Genomic DNA, 22,389 nt, shown 5'->3' on the forward strand with positions numbered 1-22,389 from the left:
TTTGACTCTTAAATTTCTTTAACCTCTACGATTTCTTCACCTTTATATTTTCCACAATTGGGACACACGCGATGAGCCAACTTGAGCTCATGGCAATGAGGACATTCTATCACATTAGGGGTATTCAATTTGAAATGGGTTCTTCTTTTATCTCGTCTTGATTTGGAGTGTTTCCTTTTTGGAACTGCCATTTTTCCCTCCCCTTATAACTTTAAATGCTTTAAGGCCTCATAAAACGGCCTGATTTTAGGTTTTTCACATTTACATTTTTCTTTATTCAGATTTACTCCACAATAAGGGCAAAGACCAGCACAATTTGGCTGACATAAGGGCTTCATAGGAATATTGAGAAAAATCTGCCCCATGACAATCTGTGCTAAGTCAATTTCTGCTCCGTTAAAAAATTCTACTTCCAGGTCTTCCTTTTTTAATCTTAAAGTCTCAGTTTTAGGAAGCTGATTAGAAGGAACGAGCGTGAAATCCATAGTAGTGTTTAAAGGAAAAACAAAGGTTTCTAAACACCGGGCACAAAATAATTTTAATTTGGTATGGATTTCTCCTATTATGTGAACCTTTTCTCCCATTAGTTTTAGCTTTAATTTAGCTACTACAGGACAGGCAAGCTCTACTGCCATATATGCCTCTTTTTTTGTGTCCCACCATTTTTTTTCTTCTCTAAATACTAATTCTAGTCCTTCAGATGGAATATCTTCTATTCTAACAATCATTAGACCTTTCCTTTTTTAAAAACCCATGCTAAATATATAAAAAAAGGGGCTTTGTCAAGGCAAAGCCCTTTAAAAGAATATAGCATATTTAATAAGAAAGTAAAGTGCCAGCCTATCCTAAAGAAAGATTTTATACCTTAGTGAATCAAATTCCAGAGAAGATAAAAGAGAAAATATTTTGTTTTTCTGGAGAACCCTATCTTTGTGAAGAAGCAGCTAAACAGATAATAAATAAAATTAAGAAAAAAAATGGAATAGTAGAGTATATTTTGGGAGATGAAATAGATCAGGCCTCTTTTAGAGAAAAACTCCTTTCTGCTTCCCTGTTTGCAGAGGAAAAGGCTATTTGGATTAAAGATTTAACAGAATTTTCTTTTTTAGACCCCAAAATTATCAATCACTTACAGCACTATTTGATTATTACTACTTTAGAGGCAAAAGTCATTCCTGATTTTTTGAAGAACAGGGCCATTTTTGTGGATTTTTCAATAAAACTCAAAGAGCAACAAAAATGGCAAGAACAGCTTATCCAAACCCTGCTTAAAAAAGCAAAAAAACAGATTACTCTCACGGCAAAGGCCCGGCTTTTAAAATATACAGGGTTTAATTTATTTGCTATCAAGAATTATTTAGAGATGTTGATAAATTATATAGGAGAAAACGAGGTGATAAACGAAGAGCATATTATTAGTATGGTAATACCCATAAAAGAAGAAGCAGCCTTTGCTATAGGAGAAAGGCTTATTCAAGATAACCCAGAAGTAACTCTTAATTTCTTAAAAAATCTTTTAGACCAGGGATTTCACCCCTTGGCCATTTTAAGTCTTTTAATAAAGGAATGGAGGTTTTTATTAGAGGCAAAGATTCTATTGGAGGAAGAAAAAATTAATTTTAATGAATCTTATAGTTATCAACAATTTCTTAAAACCGTTTATCCGCAGATCAAAAGAAAAAATTTAACTATTTTGATAAACTTACATCCTTATGTAGTGTATATTATTTTGAAAAGAGCTAGTCGATATTCTTTGAAAGGACTTTATAGAATCCATGAGAAGTTATTGCTTACCGATAGCTTTATTAAAACTAGCACTAAAAATAGTTTGTATCATTTGGAAGTGCTCATTCTTTTTTGGTGTAAAATGCTTGGGGGTAAAAATGGTTAATCTTTCCAGATTAAAACAGACTTTTTTAAACCTACTATACTTAAGTAGTCCTTCTCGACAAGAAGGATTAGTGGCTAGTTATATCAAAGAGCGACTTAATGCCTTGAGTATTCCATATTTAGAAGACAATGCAGGGGAGAAACTTGGTTCTACTGCTAATAATCTAATAGCTTGGGTAGAAGGTAAAAAAGAAAAACCAGTGCTTATGCTTAACGCCCATATGGACACAGTCCAGAGACCAGAAGAAAAAGTAGAGGTGATAGAAAAAAATGATGTTTTGAAAAGCAAAGGGAAAACTATTTTGGGGGCTGATGATAAATCAGGGATAGCTATTATTATAGAATTATTGGAAATATTGAAAGAAAATAATTTTTCTCACTGGCCCTTACAACCAGTGTTTACTATTTGTGAAGAGATTGGCTTGTTAGGGGCCAAAAATTTAGATTATTCTTTATTAGAGGCCAAGTGGGGACTGGTATTAGATGGGGGAGAGCCGGCAGAAATTATCCATCGTGCTCCTACGGCCAATCGTTTTCGGATTGAAGTAATTGGTAAAGAAGCCCATGCCGGGGTAGAACCAGAGAAGGGGATAAATGCCATATGGGTAGCCAGTAAGGCCATTTCTCAGCTAAGTTGGGGAAGGATTGATGAGGAAACTACTTGCAATGTGGGGCTTATTAAAGGAGGCATAGCTACTAATATTGTTCCTCCTAAGGTAATTCTAGAAGGTGAAGTAAGAAGTCATAAACCAGAAAAGTTAGAAGCACAAACAGAAAAAATCTCAACTGCATTTCAAAATATCATAGCTGATATATCTCCTCAATCTGGTTTAGCCCGGTTAAATATAGACATTAAAGAAGATTACCCCCTTATGTATGTAAGTGAAGCGCATCCTTTAATCAAATTACTCCAAAAAGCAGGTAAGCAGATAGGCATGGAAATGCATCTGAAAATAAGTGGAGGAGGAAGTGATGCCAACATTTTCAATTCTATAAATATTCCCAGTGTAATCATTGGAACGGGAATGAAGAACGTTCATACTTGCCAAGAATATATTTCATTGTATGATATGGTAAAGACTGTGAATATATTATTACAAATGATAATGATGGAATAACATGAAATTAGAGGTAATTCTTTTAGGACTTTTAAAAGAATCTCCCAAACATGGCTATGAATTAAAAAAAATCATTGAAGAAGAAATTAAACCCTTAACCAATGTAACGCTTACTTCTCTTTATTATACTTTAGATAAATTAACCAAAAAGGGATATCTGAATTGTGAGATAGAAAGAGAAGGAAATCGGCCTGAAAGGCGGGTTTATACCCTTACACCAAAGGGTGAAATATTTCTAAATAAATTACTTATTCGCAATTTTTTGTATTTAGAAAGGCCTTTTTTTAATCTGGATTTAGTCCTTTATTTTTTAGATAGATTACCTTCTCAAAAACAGATAAAAAAACTTATAAAAAAAAGGATTGAGCGTTTGAAGGAAATTGCTGTATGGGCAGAAGAGACAAAACAAAGACTTTTGATAAATAAACAATCTGAGCAGAAGGTTCTCATCCCAGAACACTTAAAGGAATTAATAGAAGTAGAAATCCGATTTACCAAAAAATTACAAGAACACTTTATTTCTAAGTAACAAAATCCGCAATTGATTTTTAGAGAAAATTGCAACCTGCCCGACGCCTGCCTGTCGGCAGACAGGGCAGGCAGGCCCATTTTTTATTCTATTTTAATCAAGGTTAACTTCACTAACCTATTTATAGCTTAGCAGATTGCTCCGTTAAGCCATCAAGACCAAGCCCTTCAGGGTGGCTTTCGCCAGTCTTGATGGCACTCCGCAATCTGCTTTTTAAAAAAGTAGAGTTAGTTGAAAGGAAAAAAGTTTTTTTCTTTCTTGCCAACCTTAATTTTTCAGGAGCACGCTGCGGAATGCAGGTGTAGCCCTGGCAGGTGGGTTTTCTTTTAAAGTTATTACGGATTTTGGGTAAAGAAAATTATTTACAAATCTTAATGATCATGATAATTGTTTAAATAATGAGGTAATGAGGTTACAAAGAAGTGAATTTCCTACTTTATGTACAGAAAGTTAAATTCTTCCAGAGCAAGGGATAAACGAAATAGGTTCGGATTATCTCCCATTTTGGGGGGATAAACGAACCCATTCGATTATTTTAAGTTAGATGACATTACTGGAGTAGATGAAACATGATAGTTAATGCCGTAAAATTGTGTTTAGAAAACATGAACAAGAAATTTGTAGATTTGTCGAGATTAAAGTTTGATGAGCTCAATAATAGGTTAAAAGAGACACTTCAGGAACAAAAGATTCAAGAGCGCCCTTTTGCCTATGAATTCTACCATCAATTTAGAAAATTGTGGGATAGTGGGTCTATTCTGGGAATTGTTTCTGAAGATGTAGTCAGCCAAGCTGAAGTTAATAAAACTTATCAAGAAATACCCGATCTAAAAAAGATACCTGATTTTTTTATTACACAAGCCCAATGCTAATGAAAATTTTGCAGTTATAGAATTTAAATTGGCTTCTAATATTGGTGAGATAGAAAAGGATTTCAAGAAACTCATAGCCTTTAAGTGTAGACTTAGGTACATATATCTTATTGAGATTATAATAGGAGATGAAAATTCATTAAGAACTGCCAAAGAACGGATACGTTCTCTGAATAATTCAGATGGTGAAGAGATTATCTTAATAGAATTTAACACAGATTCGTGGAAAGCAAATGACTATAAAATCAAATACAGGAGCAACGTCGCCTAACAGCGGGTATGCGGTTCGTTATCACTCACCCAAACCCTTACGGGTTTCGCATACCCACCAGCCGTTATCCCTCAAGTGTGTTTTCTCACCTTTCAGGTAAGTGGATGTTAAGGGTTTTCTTTCAGAGCAATCGCGGATTTTGGAAGGTAACAAATATTGTCACTATTAGTCAATTATTGTTTATAAGTCCAGTTAGCTGTAGGGATACCTCCTCCAGGTGCATTTTGAAAATCATTTTTGTTGGTACACGAAGGTATTTGTAATCCTGCAGGGAATGCACCAGGGACTACTGCGGCAACTCCTTGTCCAACCCAAGCAGGGTTTCTTACCCAATAGTTAACACCTACTGTGTCAGAATCATTGCCATAAACGGTATCACCGTTTAAATGTTTAACTACTATTAAACATGAAGAATTATTACCTCCATCTGTGTCTGCCCTAAGGATAATCCCACTCCCTACAGTAATGGGTACCGCACTGATTATATTCTGAGAATTTTGGCCAGTAATCATAGCTCCTGATGTTTTGGCAGTAGCACTAGTTAGAGGACCTCCTAGGATAGTGCCTATACCACTCCCTCCAGGAGGATTGGATAAAGTGGCTCCAAAGGCACTCACCCCATAACATTGAATTTCCTCAACCAGGACCGCTTGGGCATTTTTGACCATATTTAACTGAGCAAGTGCAGAAGCATTTCTGGCTATTATTACATAAGCTTTATAGGAGGCAACAGCTAAAGCAGCAATAATGCTCATAATAGCTATTACTACTATTAGCTCAATTAAAGTAAATCCATTCTTAGGCAGATATGGCATCATTACTGTTTTCAAGCAAAAACTGTTCCAAAATAAGTAAATTATTAAAACAGGACTTTCCCGTCTTTAAGATAATAGGGAGTGTGATAGGGATTTTGAGGTATTTCCTTGATAATTCCCTTATCTATTAATTCTGACAAAGTGTGAGGAAGGTGTCCAAACATCATTTTATATCTTTCTACTGCTTTCTCCAAAATTAACACCCCTTGCAAGGCATCAAGCCTTTTTTTGATACTCTTCTTTGCCTCTTCACTAACCACCTTTGAATACATATCAGAGAGAAAGGCAATCGCTGTTTCTGTTTTTCCACCTTTGTAAGCAATTTGAGCGGCTAAAGTAGCGATAAATGGATCATCAGATATTTTAGCGGCCTCAAACAAGTACTTGGAGGCCTGAGCATAGTCTTTCAAGAAAAAGAAATAATTGAATCCAATGTAATAAGGCAAGGTCCAATCCCATGTCCGATAAGAAAGCCCTTTTTTTAAAAAGGCAATAGCCTTCTCAGGAGATTCAGCCTCCCAAGGGAAAAATGCCTGCACCAGCCAATAAGGGTCTTTAAAATAGGGGTCAAGCACCCTGGATGCCTCTAAAACAGAATAAACATAATTCCATTCTTGTTCAGAAAATTTGCTTATAGCTTCTGCTTCTTGATATACTAAAGACTTTATAAATAGAAAATCAGCCCCTAAGTTTTTAAATTCCCCCCAAGTCAGTTTTAACACAGCAGGTGGTATGACTTTAGGAGGAGAGTTTTCTTTTGTTAAAACCAAGGGTTTTGTTCCTGCCAAATTTTTAATGATTATAAAATAACCTAAAATAAGAAAGACAAGAACAAATTTTTTCATCCCAAATCTTTTTTTTGAAAAATAATTATAGTCAAGGTTAATAATATAGCTATATAAAACCATGCATAAATAGAGACTTTTAATATATAACCCAAATGGATGTGCAAGCCATGAGCCGCCACTTTTTTTAAGTCAAAGTAAGAAAGATTGGGAAACACCCAGGAGGCAAAATTCACTATATGTTTGATCACACCTGGGTGAGAAGAAACCATTTCCTTCACCACGGCAGTACTTTCCCCAATAATATAGGTCATAAGACTGAAGGTAGAAACAATAAACCCTTTAGAAGAAATACTCCAGAAAAAAAAGATTACAGACAAAAGGACTAAGAAAGAAAGGAAACTGAAAACCAGTGCCAAAAAAATCTTTGCCCAGGAGAAATTCAAAGGGATATAGGCTTTATAAAGGGTCATAAATAATTTTATCAATAAACAAGAAAGTATTCCTAATATTACCATACAGGCAAGTAATATGAAAAATAGACCAAAGAATTTTCCTAAAATATATTGCGCGCGGGATACGGGAGAAGAAATAGGAAAATAAACAGTTCTTTTATCTAAGTCTCTATTTAACATGGGAATACATAAGAAAAATAAAATTAATAATCCAGTTAAAGAAGTACCAGAAAGGGCAAAATCAATTCCTACCTTCACTACATCTATGGCAAAGAAGTCAGCAAATAATAAACTAACTGCTGCCACAAATATAAAAAACGAGATAATGCCATATAGAATACGGTGTTTGATGCCTTCTTTAAAAGCCAACCAGGAAATCCAATAAACTTTACCCATGGTCTTTAGTAACAGTTAAAAACGCTTTTTCTAAACTACCATATTTATTTAAAATGTTTTCGGTATTATCTACAGACACCAATTCACCCTGATTTAAAATGCCTATTCTGTCACACACCCTCTCAATGTCATTTAAGATATGTGAACTAAAAAAGATGGTTTTTCCTTGCTGTTTCAGACTTAATAGGAGTTCTAAAGCCTCATACCGCATAAGGGGGTCAAGTCCACTAAAGGGTTCATCTAAGATAAGGATTTCAGGGTCATTAATTAGGGCCAGGGCAAATCCTGCTCTTTGGACCATACCTTTAGAAAATGTCCTTAAGGGCCTTTTTTTTACCTGGAATAAATTCACCCTAGAGAGTATCTCATCCATGCGTTTTTTTATTTGCTGTGCGGTTAATCCACAAACCCTGCCTTTAAATAATAATAATTCTTGAGGACTGAGATTATCATATAAATAGGGATTTTCCGGTAGATACCCCAGATATTTGCGCACCTGAGGATTGCTTACCGGCTGGCCATTTATCCTCACTTCACCCTTGTCCGGAAAGATAAAATTAAGTAAGATCTTTATAGTGGTGCTCTTGCCGGCTCCATTTGGACCTAAAAAACCAAAGACTTCACCTTTTTTAATCTCCAAAGAAAGCCCCTTTAGCACCTGTTTCTTTCTCCTCAAACCTTCCTGATATGACTTAGTGATTTGTTTAAAAACAATAAGGCTCATTGCTGTCTTAATTTCTTTCTAAAAGACCAATAACCCATTTACCATTTAAATGATAGAAAAGCAAAGATCATGCCAATTTTGAGCCAAGAAAGATCTTTTTAACTGGATTCACTTTTTTCAATCTTTATGGCTTCCTCTATCAACATAATAGGAATTTCTTCTTTAATGGGATAAAATAATTTGCACTTATCACATATTAGGCCTTCCCCATGAGGAGTGTTCTTTTCATATCTCAAGTCTCCTTTACACTTAGGGCAGGCTAAGATTTTAAGTAATTCGGGACTAATAGGCATGTTATTACCCCCTTAATTTTTTATATATAGTTTGGATCCATTCCCACTCTGCTTCCAGTCCTTCAGGTAATTTTATTTTGGGTTTATAACCCAAAATATTTTGTGCCTTGGTGATGTCAGCGGCAGTATGACGCACATCGCCTTTTTGCACAGGCTTATAAATAATCTTTATCTCCTTGCCTGTAATTTTGGAGATAAGATCAACTACCGTGTTAAGATGAGTTTGAGTGCCTCCGCCAATATTAAATACCTCACCTGGATGAAGATGATCCATGACTGCTAGATGGATATCAATAATGTCTGAAATATAAGTGAAATCTCTTGTTTGCTTTCCGTCTCCATAAATTTCTATTGGTTCTCCTAAAAGAGCTGCTTTTAAAAAACGATGAAAGGCCATATCTGGCCTTTGACGTGGTCCATAGACAGTAAAATATCTTAAAGCTACTGTAGGAACATCAAAGTTTTTATGATAAAGATAGCACAAATGCTCTCCAGCCAGTTTAGTGAGTCCATAAGGGGAAACAGGTTGCAAATAGACCTCTTCTGGAGTGGGTAAAGTATTGGTATCTCCATAAACAGAGGAAGAGGAGGCATAAACAAATCCCTTAAGTTTCACATTCTTACTAGCTTCTAATAATTTCTGAGTAGCCAAGATATTATTTTGAATATAAATTTCAAAATTTTTACCCCAACTAGCCCTCACTCCTGCCTGGGCTGAAAGATGAAATACCCAGTCTATCTTTTTTAAGATGGATTTCAAATCTAAATGAAGTAAGTCTGCTTCTACAAAATTGAAATTTCTATTTTGCCTTAAATTGGCCAGATTTGCTTTTTTTAATTCTTTAGAGTAATACTCAGTAAAACAGTCTATACCAGTTATTTGGTAACCTGCTTTCAATAATGCCTCTGCTAGGTGTGAGCCAATAAAGCCAGCTACCCCGGTAACCAAACATCTCATTGATATTTCCTCACTGCCTCTATTACTTCTTCCACCTCAATTCTTTCCAAGCAGTCTTTAGTAACACAGTATTTCTTGAAACAAGGTTGACAGGGAAGTGCCTTATAAATCACCGTGTGACATTTACCAAATGGTCCTGTTCGCCAAGGAGCAGTAGGGCCAAATAAGGCAATGACTGGCGTCCTAGTAGCTGCTGCCAGGTGCATAGTGCCTGTATCTATAGAAATGACTAGTTTAGCCTTTTTGTATAGAGAAATCAAGGTATTTAAAGAAGTTTTCCCTGCTAAATTGATGCATTTACTAAGCCCATGGCAAATATTATGAATATAATTTCTATCTTTTTTTGTGCCGGTAAATACTATTTTATATCCTAAGACAGAAAGTCTTTGGGCCAAGTTGCGCCATTTTTTCTGAAACCACATCTTACTTTCCCAGCGGGCGATGGGGTTAATAACAATATAAGGAGATGGAATCCCAAGATTAGAATTTATTTGGAAAGGAAGAGGAAAAACAATATGCTCTAAGTCTACAGGCACATTGGCCAATTTTAGCAATTTTAAATACCTAATGACTGCATGTTGGTTATAATCAACCTTAAATTTTTTGGTTAATACTATATGACTACCTTCATGACCATTGGCAAATCCTATTTTTTCCTTTCCTTTAGCTAGAAAAGTGATAATGGCACTCTTTAACAAACCTTGAAAGTCAAAAATCATATGGTATTCACCAAGCTGGTGTTTAAAAGCTTTAAACTCCTTAATTGCCCTAATCCACTTTCCCTTCTTTAACTTCTCTGGCCAGCCATATCGCTGATAGACAATAATTCTGTTAAGATAAGGATGTCCCCAAAGTAATTCCCTTCCTACTTCTTCAGTAACCCAATCAATTTGGGCTTGAGGATAAGCCATTTTCAGATTATGAAGAGCAGGTAAGGTATGGATAATATCTCCTAAAGAGCTTAATTTAACGATCAGAATACGCATCCTTTATAATCCATTGGGCGGCCTGGTATAAATTCTGGGCTATGAAATGGGGTTTCAGGGGATGATTTGGGGCAATGTATCTTAATTCTCCTTTCCCATAACCGGTTAATATCAGTATTCCTTTAGCCCCTACATTATGAGCAAGTTCTATATCTTTAAATCTATCCCCAACCACATAGGATTTATTTACTGCCAAATTAAAGTCTTTTTGGGCTTTATAAATCAAGCCTGGTTTAGGTTTTCGGCATGAGCAATCTTTTTTATATAAAGATACACTGCCTTGGGGATGATGTGGACAATAATAGATAGCGTCCAAAGTAGCATCCTCTTTGCGTAATCTTTCTTGAAGAATCTGATGGATTTCCTCAATTAACTCTATAGGAAAATATCCTTTAGCTACACCAGCTTGATTACTAACCAAAATCACTTTAAAATTATTTTTTTTAAGTAATCGAATGGCCTCTGGCACCTGAGGTAAGATGATAAATCTGTCGGGATGGTTAATATAACCCATTTCTTCATTAACAGTGCCGTCCCTATCTAAAAACACTGCCTGATTGGACATAGTTGAGGTTTAAAAGAAAAATCAGTATCTGTCAATATAGAGTATATTCTGCTAATAAGGCGCTGGGGAGATTGACTTTATGTCCAAACTTTGTTACTTTCATATTAAATAAAGCTAGGAGGTAAAAATGCGTTTTTTAAAATACACGATGGTGTCTTTCTTATTCTTTATATGTGGGTGTGGGTTTTTGATAGGAGCAGGCGTAGGTGGAGGAGCAGGACTGGCTGGATATAAGTTTCTTGAAGGTAAATTAGAAATAGAATACATTGCACCTTATGAAAGAGTCTGGCAGGCTACCAAGTTAGCCCTTAAAGATACGGGAATTCGTATAGAAAGAATGGAAAAAGATGCCATTAATGCTGAAATTAAGGCGAGAAAAGCAGACGGTAAAGTAGTTACTATTAAGATTAAAAATAAAGCTAGCGGTATGACTATAGTCTCTATCAGGGTGGGAATCTTTGGTGATGAGAATGCATCTTTAATCATCAAAAAAGCCATAGATAAAAGGCTTGGAATACGTAGTAAAAACTAGTTTTAAGCAGATAACATTCCTTTCCTTAGAATCAATTCAAAGGCAGAAACTGGCTGTTCTGTGTGCAGGATTCTCCTTTTTAAACCTTTCCTCAAACTTTGTAGCCGTATAAGAAACAGCAGTATATTTCTTAAAAAACCTCTATATCAAGCCTCTTTCGAAAATATGCCTTTAATTTTTCTCTAACCCTTCTTCTAGTAGGAGGGAAAATGAATAAAAACCCCAAACTATCTGTAATAAAACCCGGAGTTAGCAGTAATACCCCACCGATTAGAATAAGAAGACCCTCTATTAAGGTATCACTTGGAAGCTGACCCATACTCAGTTCAGTTTGAAGGCGGATTAATATTTGCCATCCTTGTGTTTGGGCAAAATAGGCTCCAAAAACTGCAGTAAATAAAATGAGCAAAATAGTAAACATTACACCTAAACGAGACCCTACTTCTATAATAACTGCCAATTCAAGAATACTGACCAAGGTAAAAAGGAGAAAAAGTTTAAGAAATGTCATCTTGTTTTTTTATTTGCTCCCAGAATGCATCCATTTCTTCCAAAGAGGCATTTTGAATGGATTTTCCTTGTCTTTTGAATTCATTTTCCATAAGTTTAAAACGCCTCTTAAATTTTTTAATAGTTTGGCGAAGGGCATCTTCAGGCTGGATCTTCAATAATCTGGCTACATTTACCCAAGAGAAAAGAATATCACCCAATTCTTCCTTTATTTTTTCAATATTGTTGGTATTTAACGCCCTTTTAAACTCCTGCGTTTCCTCGGCTACCTTTTCTAATACACCTTCTAACCTCTCCCAGTCAAATCCTACCTTGGCTGCTTTTTCCCCAATTTTATACGCAAGAGTCAAAGCAGGAAGTGCTTTAGAAATACCATCCAAAACCGAATTGCGTTCTGGTTTTTCACTGTCTTTTATTTCCTCCCAACGGGCACGGATTTCTGCTATGTCGTTGGTTCTTATATCCCCAAATACATGAGGATGACGCCGTATCATCTTTTCGCTTACCAAATCAATTACTTTTTCTAAATCAAAACACCCCTGTTCTTTGTAAATATGGGCCAAAAAAACTAAAATAAAAAGCACATCCCCCAGCTCCTCTTTTACCTCTTCGGTCTTTTCCTCTTCAATGGCCTCAATGAGTTCATAAACTTCTTCTAAAAGATATTTCTTCAGGGTCTGAGATGTCTGTTTTTTATCCCAAGGACAACCGTGCTTACCCCTTAATGAGGCCACAATTTGCTCAAGTTTAGATATTTCTGCCACCTATTTTCTCCAAAGATAAGTGTAGTCTTTTAGAAACCTTTGCCACCATCCACTGGTTTAGTTTGGTAATATAAGGATAAGTGTAAGATTTATGTTTCCATTTAGATGGGAGTGGATAAAATATATTCAGTATCATAAGGATAATAGTAGCCATTACAAACCCCTTAATAATGCCTATCAACACCCCTAATAAGTGGTCTAATGGTTTAAATACTCTAGTTTGAAAAATAAAACCTAGGAGAAAACCTAACAAATAAGAAAGGATAACAGCAATTAACAAAATTATTACTACACTCCCTATATAGGCCACCAGGGGGGGTAACCAGTGTTTTAAATAACTAGCTCCTTGTAGAGTATAATGTCCGGCCAGCCAGAAACCTATAATAAGAAATAGAAAAAAATAGATACTTTTAATAAAACCTCTTATCCCGTCTATGATTACAAAAATAGCTATTAAGCCAAAAACCAAAATATCTATAAAATTCACGAGTTAAACATAATGAAACTAGAAGAAAAAAGCAAGGGGAGCAAGTTGCCTTCTCTTGACTTTATCCATGACCTTGATTACAATTTTTATTAAAAAGGAGGAGGGTATAGATGTTCTTTTTTGACCCTTTATATTTTATAATTTTAGCACCAGCCTTTATTTTATCAATGATAGCCCAGATATGGGTAAAAAGTGCCTATACTAAATATTCACAAGTTTTTAATTCACGGCGGATATCAGGGGCAGCGGCGGCTGATTATATGTTGAAGACAAAGGGGATTACTGATGTAAAAATAGAACTAGCTTCTGGTTTCTTGGGTGACCACTATGACCCCAGGAATAAAACCTTAAGATTGTCAGCGGATAATTATAACGGTCAGAGCATTGCTGCGGTAGGAGTTGCCTGTCATGAAGCAGGCCATGCCATTCAACATGCCTATGGTTATGCACCATTGAAGTTACGCACAGCCTTAGTGCCTATAACTATGCTGGGGTCAAATCTAGCTTGGCCTTTACTGATAGTAGGTTTCCTCTTTCATGCGCTTTCTTTAATTAAATTGGGTATTTTATTTTTCTCTGGAGCAGTTCTCTTTCAGTTAGTAACTTTACCTGTAGAGTTTGATGCTAGCCATCGGGCCTTAGTGGCTATTAGAGAGACGGGATTATTGCGTGGAGAAGAAGTAACAGGGGCAAAAAGGGTATTACAGGCAGCTGCTATGACCTATGTGGCTGCTGCTGCAGCGGCCATCTTACAGTTAATTTATTTCTTGTTGAGGGCCGGATTATTAGGGAATCGTGAAGATTAATAGGAATCTTTAAAACTTCCATCTTCTCCAAAAATCAGTTTTAAAGAGCGGGGGTCTTGACGGTTACCATCAAGGTTTATATCAAATAGCTTTCAAGGGGAAAAATGAATATTATTATTGTAGGAGCTGGAGAAGTAGGTTTTCATATTGCTCATAAGTTATCCAGAGAAAATGACATAGTTATAGTGGAAAAAAAACCGGAAAAAATTAAATATATTTCTGAACATCTGGATGTAGGCGCTGTTCTAGGTTCGGGAAGCAATCCTGCTGTCTTGGAAGAAGCTGGGATAAAATCAGCAGACATGTTAATCGCGGTAACCGACAGTGATGAGACTAATATATTAGCCTGTCTGGTAGCCAATTTTATATCTCCTCATATTTCCAAGGCATCGAGGATAAGAAATCCAGAATTTATCAGATACGAAAACCTTTTGGGCCGAAGTTTTTTGAATATAGACTTAATTATTAATCCCGAATTAGAAGCAGTTAAATCCATCTTAAAACTCCTAGAGGTGCCTGGGGCTTCAGATGTTGTGGATTTTGCAGGAGAATTAGTCAGAATTATAGGTATTAAAGTAGACTGGGAGCAACTGGTGGGAATAAAATTGAAAGACTTAGAGAAGAAAGTCTCCCACAAGTTACTTATTGTAGCTATAGTGCGTAATGGTCAATTGATTATTCCTACAGGGGAGGATAAAATATTACTTAATGACTTAATTTATGTGATAAGTAAAGGAGAGAAAACCTGCCATATATTAGAAGCGTTTGGGAAAGAAACTAAGCCGATAACAAAAGTCCTAATTGTTGGAGGTGGAATTGTAGGTGTAACTTTGGCCTTTGAATTAGAAAAAAGAGGCATCCAAACTAAAATTATTGAAAAAAACCCTGAACACTGTGCCTATTTAGTAGAAAAATTGGAAAAAACTACGGTTTTAGAAGGTAATGGCACTGACCTAACACTCCTTAGAGAAGAAAATATCCAAGAGCTTGATTATGTGATCACAGTGACCGGAGAGGAAGAACAAAATGTAATGATTTCTTTGTTGGCAAAAGCCTTAGGGGCAAAAAGAACATTAACTCGTATAAATAAAACCAGTTACTTGCCTATAATCTCGGCCATAGGTTTAGATAATATTGTAAGTCCTGCCTTATCTGCAGTGAGTGCTTTACTCAAACATATGTTTCAAAAAAAAGTGCTCTCAGTTATGCCTCTAGGAGAAGACTTACAAGCTATTGAAGTAATGACTACCACGGTTTCTAATATAATTGAAAAACCTCTAAAAAAATTAAAATTTCCTAAAGGAACTATTGTAGGAGCCATTGTAAGAAACAAAAATGTTATTATTCCATCAGGAGAAACTGTAATTCTGCCAGAAGATAGAGTGGTTATTTTTTCTACCACAGAGGCTATACCTAAAGTAGAAAAATTTTGGCGTTAAAGAAAATGCGACTCCTTTATGTCTTCCACTTAATATCTATTTTAGCCTTTTTTCTTGGAATTGCTATGCTAGCTCCCTTATTGGTTTCTATCATTTATAAGGATGGAAGCCATTGGGCATTTATCAAAGCTATCCTATTAACTACATTTACTGGTTCAATGGGCTATTTCTTCTTAAAACGCCATAGAAACGCCGAGCTTTCCCATCGGGAAGGCATAGCTATTGTGGCTATAGGATGGCTAGCTGCTGGGATTTTTGGTGCCTTACCCTATATATTCGCCAATGTATTTGATAGCTTTGTCAACGCCTTTTTTGAATCTGTCTCAGGTTTTACTACTACAGGTGCTAGTGTCTTAAATGAGATAGAATCTTTATCCCATAGTATCTTATTTTGGAGGAGTCTAACCCAATGGTTAGGCGGGATGGGTATTATTGTCCTTTCTATAGCCATTTTGCCCTTTCTGGGTGTGGGAGGTATGCAGCTATATAAGGCAGAAGCACCCACGCTGATGGTAGACAAGTTAAGACCAAGAATTTCGGAAACAGCCAAATCTTTATGGAAAGTCTATGTATTCATCTCACTTTGTGAGATTTTCTTATTATCAACCGGCGGTATGGATTTCTTTGATGCATTATGTCATACCTTCACTACGATGCCTACCGGAGGATTTTCCACTAAAAATGCCAGTATTGCTCATTATAAAAGTGCTTATTTTGATGGTATTATAATTTTCTTTATGCTCTTGGCAGGCATAAATTTTTCTCTACATTATCGAGTGTTAAAGGGTGAGGTAAGAAGTTTTTTTAGAGACACAGAGCTTAGATTTTTTTTATTTATAATCAGTGTATTTATCATCCTGGTTAGTTTTAATATATATAACCATTACCATAACATTTTAAAAACCATTCGTTATGCAAGTTTCCAGGTTTGTTCCATAATTACTACCACTGGATATACCACTGCTGATTTTGATACCTGGCCTACTCTATCTAAAATCATTTTATTAACTTGCATGTTTTTAGGAGCTTGCGCAGGCTCTACCGGCGGAGGAATAAAATGTGTACGTCTTTTGTTATTATTGAAATGTGGTTATAAAGAAATATTTAAACTCATTCATCCCCATGCAGTAACCCAAATTAAACTGGGTAAAAAGGCTATACCTTCAGATGTAATAAGTGGGGTAATCGGCCTTTTTGTCCTCTATATATCATTGTTTATTGTTTTTTCTATGTCCCTTGCCGCCATGGGTATGGATTTTATCAGTTCTATAGCAGCGGTAGCGGCTACCATGGGGAATATAGGTCCTGGTTTGGCTATGGTAGGACCGGTAAAAAATTATGATTTAGTGCCTTATTTTGGGAAATGGGTGCTTATTTTATGTATGCTCTTGGGTAGACTGGAGATTTATACTATTATAGTGTTATTCACACCTGAATTTTGGAGAAAGTAGATTGTTCCAAAAGATTTTAGAAATACCCAAAAACCTATCTCCGCCAGCCATCCTTGCCCTTTCTTTTATTATTTTAATCTTGATGGGCTCGGTATTACTCTATTTACCTTTTGCTCATGTAGGAAAACTTTCTTACATTAATTCTTTATTCACGGCCACTTCTGCTGTATGTGTGACAGGATTGACAGTAGTGGATACCGGGACAAAATTTACTTTCTGGGGACAGTTAATCGTTCTTTTTCTTATCCAATTAGGAGGATTGGGATTAATGACCGTTTCTACTGTGGTTTTATTCCTTCTAGGTAAATCTCCATCTATTAAAGACCGTCTAGTGCTGCAAAATAGCTTCACTTACTCTCCTACTAAAGATATTCTCTCTCTGGTAAAAGCGATTTTAATATTCACCTTTGCTGCTGAATTAATTGGAGCCTTTATTTTAGGAACCTATTGGCAGCATTTCTATCCCTTATCTAAAGCCATTTTTTACGGCATTTTTCATGCCATCTCTGCCTTTTGTAACGCTGGCTTTTCATTATTCACTACCAACTTAGAGGAATTTAGTGCAAACTACACAGTAGTATTGACCATTGCTTCTTTATTTATTCTAGGAGGCTTGGGATTTCTTGTTATTTATGAAATTTTCCTGTGCCTTTATGCCAAAAAAACTCTCCTTTCCCTCCATGCTAAACTCACTCTTATTACCAATCTCTATCTCATCCTAGGAGGAACAGTCTTATTCTTTTTCTTTGAGAAGTCAAATGTCCTCAATGGGTTTTCTCTCACCTATAAGATTATCAATTCCTTTTTTCAGGCGGTAACTCCAAGGACTGCCGGTTTCAATACCTTACCTATTGCCCATTTAACAGATGCCACCTTATTTTTACTAATAATTCTAATGTTTATTGGAGCCTCACCCGGTTCATGTGGTGGAGGAATAAAGACCACTACCTTTGCGCTATTTTTAAGTTTTATTAAAAACAAACTTCAGGGTCGTGAAAAGGTGCATATTTTATTTCGCACCTTACCTAATGAAACTGTGCAAAGGGCCATCACGGTGGTCAGTGTCTCTGGTATTTTAGTAGTGGTTTGCACTATCCTCTTACTTTTAACCCAAAGGTATGGGATCCCTCATGGGGCAGGCAATGGCGGCTTTTTAGAATACCTCTTTGAAGTTGCTTCTGCCTTTGGCACAGTGGGTCTGTCAACGGGGAAAACACCTACTTTGAATAGTTGGGGAAAGATTACCCTCAGCCTACTTATGTTTATTGGCAGAGTGGGTCCCTTGACAGTGGCCCATTTGGTTAAAATAGAAAAAGTAACCCCACCCTATCAATATTCCGAAGAAAATGTTATGGTGGGCTAGGAGGTAAAATGAGAGTAGCTATATTCGGTCTGGGTATCTTTGGAAGTAATGTAGCCAAATCACTTTTTGAAAAAAAACATGAGGTCATTGCCATCGATAGAAGAAAAGACTTGGTGCAAAAGGCACAGGAATACACTACTCAAGCCATTGTTGCCGATTGCACTGAGCGAGAACTGTTGAAAAATTTGGGTTTGGATAAAGTAGATTTAGCAATAGTAAGTTTAGGTAGCAATCTCAGTGCCAGTATCTTATTAGTGCTTTATTTAAAAGAACTAGGGGTGGAACAAATTATTGTCAAGGCCATAAACGAAGACCATCAGAAGATATTACAATTAGTAGGGGCAAATAAGGTAGTTTTCCCAGAACGGGATGCCGCCATAAAGTTAGCAGCTAGTGTAGATACTCCAAATCTAGTAGACTACCTTCCTCTTTCAGAAGACTATCAAGTAATGGAGATAGTTGCTCCTCAGGCATTTAAGGACAAAACCTTAGGTGAGTTAGACCTTCGCCGTCGCTACGGCATTCAAGTAATTGCTGTGAGAGAAGCAGGATCAGAACAGGTTAATCTCCTGACCTCGGCTGAATTTAAAATCAAAGAAGGAGACATGCTGATTATCTTAGGACGTACTGAAGATATAGAAAAATTCAAAAAAATGGCAGGTGGTTAAATTCCTATAGCTTCTTTGGCCTCTCCTAAAGTAGTAGTAGCGACTGAACGCGCCTTTTTTATACCTGCATCAATAATATTCTTTAATTCCTCTAAATGCCCCTGATAATATTGCCGTTTTTCCTGTAGAGGGGCCAAACCATTAATCAGATTTTCAGCCAACAATTTCTTACACTCCACACAACCTATACGGGCTTTTTTGCAATCTTCCTCTATCTGACTTACTTTTTCAGGTGATGTATAAAGTTTATGGAAAGAAAAGACATTACAGATATCAGGGTGACCAGGGTCTGTTTTTCTTAAACGCGTTTTATCTGTAAACATCTGGAGTGTTTTCTCTCTTATCACTTTTGGAGGGTCAGATAGATAAATGGCATTATGATAACTCTTGCTCATCTTACGACCATCAATGCCTAATATCTTAGGCATTTCTGTTAGGATAGGTTCTGGAATAGGAAAGACTTCTTTATATAAATAATTGAACCTACGGGCAATCTCACGGGTTATTTCCACATGGGGCAATTGGTCCACACCTACAGGCACAAAGTTGGCCTTATATATTAGAATATCTGCAGCCTGAAGAACTGGATAGCCAAGGAAGCCATAGGTATTTAAGTCCTTTTCCACCAATTCTTTTATTTGTTCCTTATAGGTAGGATTCCTTTCCAACCAGGGGATAGGAGTAATCATAGAAAAAATTAAATGTAGTTCTGCATGTTCAGGTAATTTAGACTGAATAAAAAGAGTAGATTTATTGGGATCAAGGCCCACACTTAACCAATCTATCAACATTTCCCAAATGAACTCTTTGATAAAATTTGTTTCTTGATATTCACTGGTTAAGGCATGCCAATCAGCAACAAAAAAGAAACATTCATACTCCTCTTGTAATCGTTTCCAATTGGTCAATGCCCCATGAAGGTTACCTAAATGAAGCTTACCTGTAGGGCGCATACCGCTTAAAACTCTTTTTTCCAAAACAACCTCCCCTTGAAAACCTGTGGTTTAAAAGCACAAATGTTTTAAGGTGTCAAGTGTGGAGATTGAGAGACCTTCTTGAGGGAAAAATAGGACAGAAAAAAAGTAACCGCATTCCTGAACACAAATAGGAGAAATTAGTTCCTTTATAAGATATTTCGCTTTGGTCTCTTTTAAAAATTGCAATAAATCCATATATTTTCTTTCATTTGGTTTATAAGGAATAAAAAGAAAAATAGAAGAATCTCTCTGTTTGTTAATAATATTTGGCATCACCCCTTCCCAAATTTCCCAGAAATCATCATATGGGTCTAAAAAAATAAGGTCATAGGCATTGGGTTGAGTTAATATTTCATATCCATCTTTCAGGAATAAAGAGGGTTTTTGAAAAAATACTTCATATGCCTTAAGGGCCTGGGGATTTTTATCGTAAAAATCTATAGTATATGATTTCTTTTTCTTTGTGCACAGAAGCTTTATTAAATGAGCACTACCTGCATATTGGCCATTTTGTAAATAAGGCCTTTGAAGTCTATAAAGAAAGGAGGTTTTTAATCTTTCCTCAAAATACAAAACAACCTTGGGTGAAGTTTGGTAAATAGGAAATCCACAAAATGTATCAGCATATCGGAAATGGTGGGTTTTCTTTAATAACTCATCAGTAATAGTCAATAACCAACTATGTTTTAAAATATCTCCCAGGTTACCAGGAATATATTTCAATTTTGAGATTTTTTTCTTGGAATGTGGCGCAAATATATAAAAAGGGGCAAAACCATGAACCTCTTCTTCCAAGGAGAGTTTATAAAGTAGGTGATATCTTTTTATATAAAGAAAGGCCATGAGAGCACAGATAAGAGCATCCAAGGCACCGTCTGTTTTTATCTCTTTTGGTGAAATAACAAAATCTATGTTTAATAACCGCGGAATATAATCAAAAACTTTATTGGTCAATTGGCGAAGATATTTAAAAGAAGTCTTGTACTTTTTCAAAGATTCGCTTTTTTCCTTCAACATAAAAAAAAGAGAACTCCTGGGATGAGTTTCAATGAGGGCACCTACATAAGGGAGTATCAAAGAAGCTAGTTGTTGAGCCCTTAAAGGAACAGCCTGCATGGAATTTGGTGATTGAACCCAGTTTTTGATATCTTTATCTAAAAGACATCTCAATTCTATGTCACATAATCTCCATTTTTTTGTCTGGGGAGTAAAGCTTAAAGGGGCGTCTATGGCACAACATATGAAATCTTTATTTTTAACCAAATTTACTATTTCTGAAAGGGCCTCTATTTTATATGGTGGTCTTGACCAAAAAATTCTTTTTTTATCTTCTTCCCAGACCAATTCACAAACCCATGAATTTTCTGCCCCAGCAATGTCTATTCCTAAAAATCTTAATGAATTCATAATTAAACTTAAACACAATTAAGATTTAATGACAAGTTTAGATTACCACAGGAATATACTGGCCACAAAAGGGGCATGTGTTTTGGGTGAGATAGTTTTCAACCACTTGCCATCCGTGTCTTTTTATAAGTAAGCTATAACAATGTGGGCAGTAAGTATTCTCTCCATGATGACCAGGAATATTTCCTATATAAGGAAAAAGCACCCCTTTTTTCTGAGCTAGAGTATATGCTTGCTCTAATATAGAAATAGCAGTAGGGGGTTTATGATAATTATAGGCAGGAAAATAACGGGTAAAATGAAGTGGGGTCTGTGGACCTAAATATTTCAGATGTTTTTCTACAATTTTTTTAATCTTTTTTAATTCATCATTTAAACCACTGACTATTAAATGCACCATTTCTACATGCATTCCCATTTCTTTAGCCGCCTTAGCATTTCGCCAGATAACTTCCTCTCTGGCCCCTAAATATTCTTTATAGACCTGTTTATCACCTTTTATATCTATATTTATGGCATCCATTCCTGCCTCTTTAAGTAATTTTAAGGCCTCAAGGGTCATATAACCATTGGAAACAAAGGTATTATAAAGCCCCTTTTTCTTAGCCAATTTGAACACATCTAAGGCATATTCAAAAAGCACAGTAGGTTCCTGAAAACTAATACACAATCCATCTGTTTTTTCTTGTTGGGCTATCTCCACCATAAGCTCTGGTTCTATAAAACAGGCAGAACCTGGGTTAGGGGCATTTTTTGAAAGATGCCAGTTTTGACACCAAGGACAGTCAAAATTACATGACCAGGTGGAAAATGTTAGTGCCTTTGAACCAGGATAAAAATGAAAAAAAGGCTTTATTTCAATAGGTCTAGCCTCAAGGGCACTGATGTCTCCATAAACTAAGGTATAAAGACAGCCATTTATGTTTTTTCTTGTTTTGCAAACCCCCGTTTTTCCCTCTTTAATCACACATCTCCTTTCACATAAAACACAGCAGGCTTGTCCTTCTTTTATTTCTTCCTGAAGGATTGCCTTTTTTACTGTAGGATAATTCATAAACATTAATTTAACATAAAATGACACATTGCAAAAATGGCTTCCAATTTTAGTTTTAAAGATAATAAAATTGGACATTCCCCAAAATTTAGGCGTCAATCTTTAAAAACATTCCTGTCTGCCGACAGGCAGGGATGAATTAAGGATTTTTGGCGTTCAATAAGCAGGGCTACGTCAAAGTCAGGCCATAGGTAATTTAAAAAAATCCAAATTTCAAAATCCAAATGCCAAATGAAATCCAAATGTCTTAATGCCAAAACATTAAATCAGGGAG

General features: G+C 36.0%; 26 protein-coding genes. 10 read left to right on the forward strand and 16 right to left on the reverse strand.

Annotation, left to right across the window (positions count from 1 at the left end; genetic code table 11):
- Positions 1-8: 8 nt before the first annotated feature.
- Positions 9-191: a 50S ribosomal protein L32 gene (gene rpmF / locus HS1_RS10040; protein ID WP_066064808.1), complete on the reverse strand. Its 183-nt coding sequence runs from the start codon at positions 189-191 to the stop codon at positions 9-11.
- Between the two features lie 12 nt (positions 192-203).
- Positions 204-728, reverse strand: coding sequence for a YceD family protein (locus HS1_RS10045; protein ID WP_066064811.1), 525 nt, complete (start codon positions 726-728; stop codon positions 204-206).
- A gap of 104 nt (positions 729-832) precedes the next feature.
- On the opposite strand from HS1_RS10045, the gene holA reads away from it, so the two are divergent.
- From holA to HS1_RS10065, 4 genes are all read left to right on the forward strand, one after another.
- Positions 833-1,891 carry a DNA polymerase III subunit delta gene (holA, locus tag HS1_RS13185; protein ID WP_066064814.1) on the forward strand — a complete coding sequence of 353 codons (1,059 nt, stop codon included), beginning with the start codon at positions 833-835 and terminating at the stop codon, positions 1,889-1,891.
- Positions 1,884-3,008 carry a M20/M25/M40 family metallo-hydrolase gene (locus HS1_RS10055; protein WP_066064817.1) on the forward strand — a complete coding sequence of 375 codons (1,125 nt, stop codon included), beginning with the start codon at positions 1,884-1,886 and terminating at the stop codon, positions 3,006-3,008. Before holA ends, HS1_RS10055 begins: the two co-directional genes overlap by 8 nt.
- Before the next feature lies 1 nt (position 3,009).
- Positions 3,010-3,537 carry a PadR family transcriptional regulator gene (locus tag HS1_RS10060; RefSeq protein WP_066064820.1) on the forward strand — a complete coding sequence of 176 codons (528 nt, stop codon included), beginning with the start codon at positions 3,010-3,012 and terminating at the stop codon, positions 3,535-3,537.
- Between the two features lie 569 nt (positions 3,538-4,106).
- Positions 4,107-4,409 carry a hypothetical protein gene (locus tag HS1_RS10065; protein WP_066064823.1) on the forward strand — a complete coding sequence of 101 codons (303 nt, stop codon included), beginning with the start codon at positions 4,107-4,109 and terminating at the stop codon, positions 4,407-4,409.
- A gap of 444 nt (positions 4,410-4,853) precedes the next feature.
- Here HS1_RS10065 and HS1_RS10075 read toward each other — a convergent pair whose 3' ends face one another.
- From HS1_RS10075 to HS1_RS10110, 8 genes are all read right to left on the reverse strand, one after another.
- Positions 4,854-5,498 (reverse strand): prepilin-type N-terminal cleavage/methylation domain-containing protein, encoded by a 645-nt coding sequence (locus tag HS1_RS10075; protein ID WP_082757789.1) that lies wholly within the window; start codon positions 5,496-5,498, stop codon positions 4,854-4,856.
- Positions 5,499-5,539: 41 nt separating this feature from the next.
- A complete protein-coding gene (locus HS1_RS10080) occupies positions 5,540-6,340 on the reverse strand; it encodes a tetratricopeptide repeat protein (protein ID WP_066064832.1) in 801 nt (266 codons plus the stop codon).
- On the reverse strand, positions 6,337-7,131 hold the full coding sequence (locus tag HS1_RS10085; protein ID WP_066064835.1) for an ABC transporter permease: 795 nt from the start codon (positions 7,129-7,131) through the stop codon (positions 6,337-6,339). The genes HS1_RS10080 and HS1_RS10085 overlap by 4 nt, the downstream gene beginning before the upstream one ends.
- The gene (locus tag HS1_RS10090; protein ID WP_066064837.1) at positions 7,124-7,855 is read right to left on the reverse strand and encodes an ABC transporter ATP-binding protein; all 732 of its coding nucleotides are present in this window, start codon (positions 7,853-7,855) and stop codon (positions 7,124-7,126) included. Before HS1_RS10090 ends, HS1_RS10085 begins: the two co-directional genes overlap by 8 nt.
- A 98-nt stretch (positions 7,856-7,953) precedes the next feature.
- Complete coding sequence (locus tag HS1_RS10095; protein ID WP_066064840.1) at positions 7,954-8,148, reverse strand: Trm112 family protein; 195 nt, start codon at positions 8,146-8,148, stop codon at positions 7,954-7,956.
- Positions 8,149-8,152: 4 nt separating this feature from the next.
- Positions 8,153-9,106: a GDP-mannose 4,6-dehydratase gene (locus tag HS1_RS10100; protein ID WP_066064844.1), complete on the reverse strand. Its 954-nt coding sequence runs from the start codon at positions 9,104-9,106 to the stop codon at positions 8,153-8,155.
- A complete protein-coding gene (locus tag HS1_RS10105; protein WP_066064847.1) occupies positions 9,103-10,092 on the reverse strand; it encodes a glycosyltransferase family 9 protein in 990 nt (329 codons plus the stop codon). The genes HS1_RS10100 and HS1_RS10105 overlap by 4 nt, the downstream gene beginning before the upstream one ends.
- Positions 10,073-10,657 (reverse strand): D-glycero-alpha-D-manno-heptose-1,7-bisphosphate 7-phosphatase, encoded by a 585-nt coding sequence (locus HS1_RS10110; RefSeq protein WP_066064850.1) that lies wholly within the window; start codon positions 10,655-10,657, stop codon positions 10,073-10,075. Before HS1_RS10110 ends, HS1_RS10105 begins: the two co-directional genes overlap by 20 nt.
- A 127-nt stretch (positions 10,658-10,784) precedes the next feature.
- On the opposite strand from HS1_RS10110, the gene HS1_RS10115 reads away from it, so the two are divergent.
- Positions 10,785-11,189, forward strand: a complete 405-nt coding sequence (locus tag HS1_RS10115) for a DUF3568 family protein (RefSeq protein WP_066064853.1) — start codon at positions 10,785-10,787, stop codon at positions 11,187-11,189.
- A 130-nt stretch (positions 11,190-11,319) separates the two neighbouring features.
- Here HS1_RS10115 and HS1_RS10120 read toward each other — a convergent pair whose 3' ends face one another.
- The 3 genes from HS1_RS10120 to HS1_RS10130 are packed head-to-tail and all read right to left on the reverse strand — an operon-like array spanning position 11,320 to position 12,950.
- On the reverse strand, positions 11,320-11,700 hold the full coding sequence (locus tag HS1_RS10120) for an FxsA family protein (protein WP_066064856.1): 381 nt from the start codon (positions 11,698-11,700) through the stop codon (positions 11,320-11,322).
- A complete protein-coding gene (mazG, locus tag HS1_RS10125; protein ID WP_066064859.1) occupies positions 11,687-12,463 on the reverse strand; it encodes a nucleoside triphosphate pyrophosphohydrolase in 777 nt (258 codons plus the stop codon). The genes HS1_RS10120 and mazG overlap by 14 nt, the downstream gene beginning before the upstream one ends.
- Positions 12,447-12,950 (reverse strand): CvpA family protein, encoded by a 504-nt coding sequence (locus HS1_RS10130; RefSeq protein ID WP_066064862.1) that lies wholly within the window; start codon positions 12,948-12,950, stop codon positions 12,447-12,449. The genes mazG and HS1_RS10130 overlap by 17 nt, the downstream gene beginning before the upstream one ends.
- A gap of 110 nt (positions 12,951-13,060) precedes the next feature.
- Between HS1_RS10130 and HS1_RS10135 the strand changes: the two genes are divergently transcribed.
- The 5 genes from HS1_RS10135 to HS1_RS10155 all read left to right on the forward strand — a co-directional run bounded on the left by HS1_RS10135 (position 13,061) and on the right by HS1_RS10155 (position 18,677).
- Entirely contained in the window at positions 13,061-13,756 is a 696-nt protein-coding gene (locus tag HS1_RS10135; protein WP_066064864.1) for a zinc metallopeptidase, read from the forward strand.
- Positions 13,757-13,860: 104 nt separating this feature from the next.
- Positions 13,861-15,195: a Trk system potassium transporter TrkA gene (gene trkA / locus HS1_RS10140; RefSeq protein ID WP_066064867.1), complete on the forward strand. Its 1,335-nt coding sequence runs from the start codon at positions 13,861-13,863 to the stop codon at positions 15,193-15,195.
- 5 nt (positions 15,196-15,200) lie between these two features.
- Complete coding sequence (locus tag HS1_RS10145; RefSeq protein WP_066064870.1) at positions 15,201-16,646, forward strand: TrkH family potassium uptake protein; 1,446 nt, start codon at positions 15,201-15,203, stop codon at positions 16,644-16,646.
- Position 16,647: 1 nt separating this feature from the next.
- Positions 16,648-18,009, forward strand: a complete 1,362-nt coding sequence (locus tag HS1_RS10150; RefSeq protein WP_066064873.1) for a TrkH family potassium uptake protein — start codon at positions 16,648-16,650, stop codon at positions 18,007-18,009.
- Positions 18,010-18,017: 8 nt separating this feature from the next.
- Positions 18,018-18,677: a potassium channel family protein gene (locus HS1_RS10155; RefSeq protein ID WP_066064875.1), complete on the forward strand. Its 660-nt coding sequence runs from the start codon at positions 18,018-18,020 to the stop codon at positions 18,675-18,677.
- Here the strand turns inward: HS1_RS10155 and trpS are convergent.
- From trpS to amrS, 3 genes are read right to left on the reverse strand one after another with little or no spacing between them, the layout of a single operon-like run.
- Positions 18,674-19,654, reverse strand: a complete 981-nt coding sequence (trpS, locus tag HS1_RS10160) for a tryptophan--tRNA ligase (RefSeq protein WP_281178298.1) — start codon at positions 19,652-19,654, stop codon at positions 18,674-18,676. The two genes, HS1_RS10155 and trpS, sit on opposite strands and share 4 nt — an antisense overlap.
- Before the next feature lie 27 nt (positions 19,655-19,681).
- On the reverse strand, positions 19,682-21,061 hold the full coding sequence (locus tag HS1_RS10165; protein ID WP_066064877.1) for a DUF429 domain-containing protein: 1,380 nt from the start codon (positions 21,059-21,061) through the stop codon (positions 19,682-19,684).
- Positions 21,062-21,098: 37 nt separating this feature from the next.
- A complete protein-coding gene (gene amrS, locus HS1_RS10170) occupies positions 21,099-22,115 on the reverse strand; it encodes an AmmeMemoRadiSam system radical SAM enzyme (protein WP_066066590.1) in 1,017 nt (338 codons plus the stop codon).
- Positions 22,116-22,389 lie beyond the last annotated feature (274 nt).

It is taken from the genome of Candidatus Desulfofervidus auxilii, from assembly GCF_001577525.1.
In the GTDB taxonomy this organism is placed as follows: domain Bacteria; phylum Desulfobacterota; class Desulfofervidia; order Desulfofervidales; family Desulfofervidaceae; genus Desulfofervidus; species Desulfofervidus auxilii.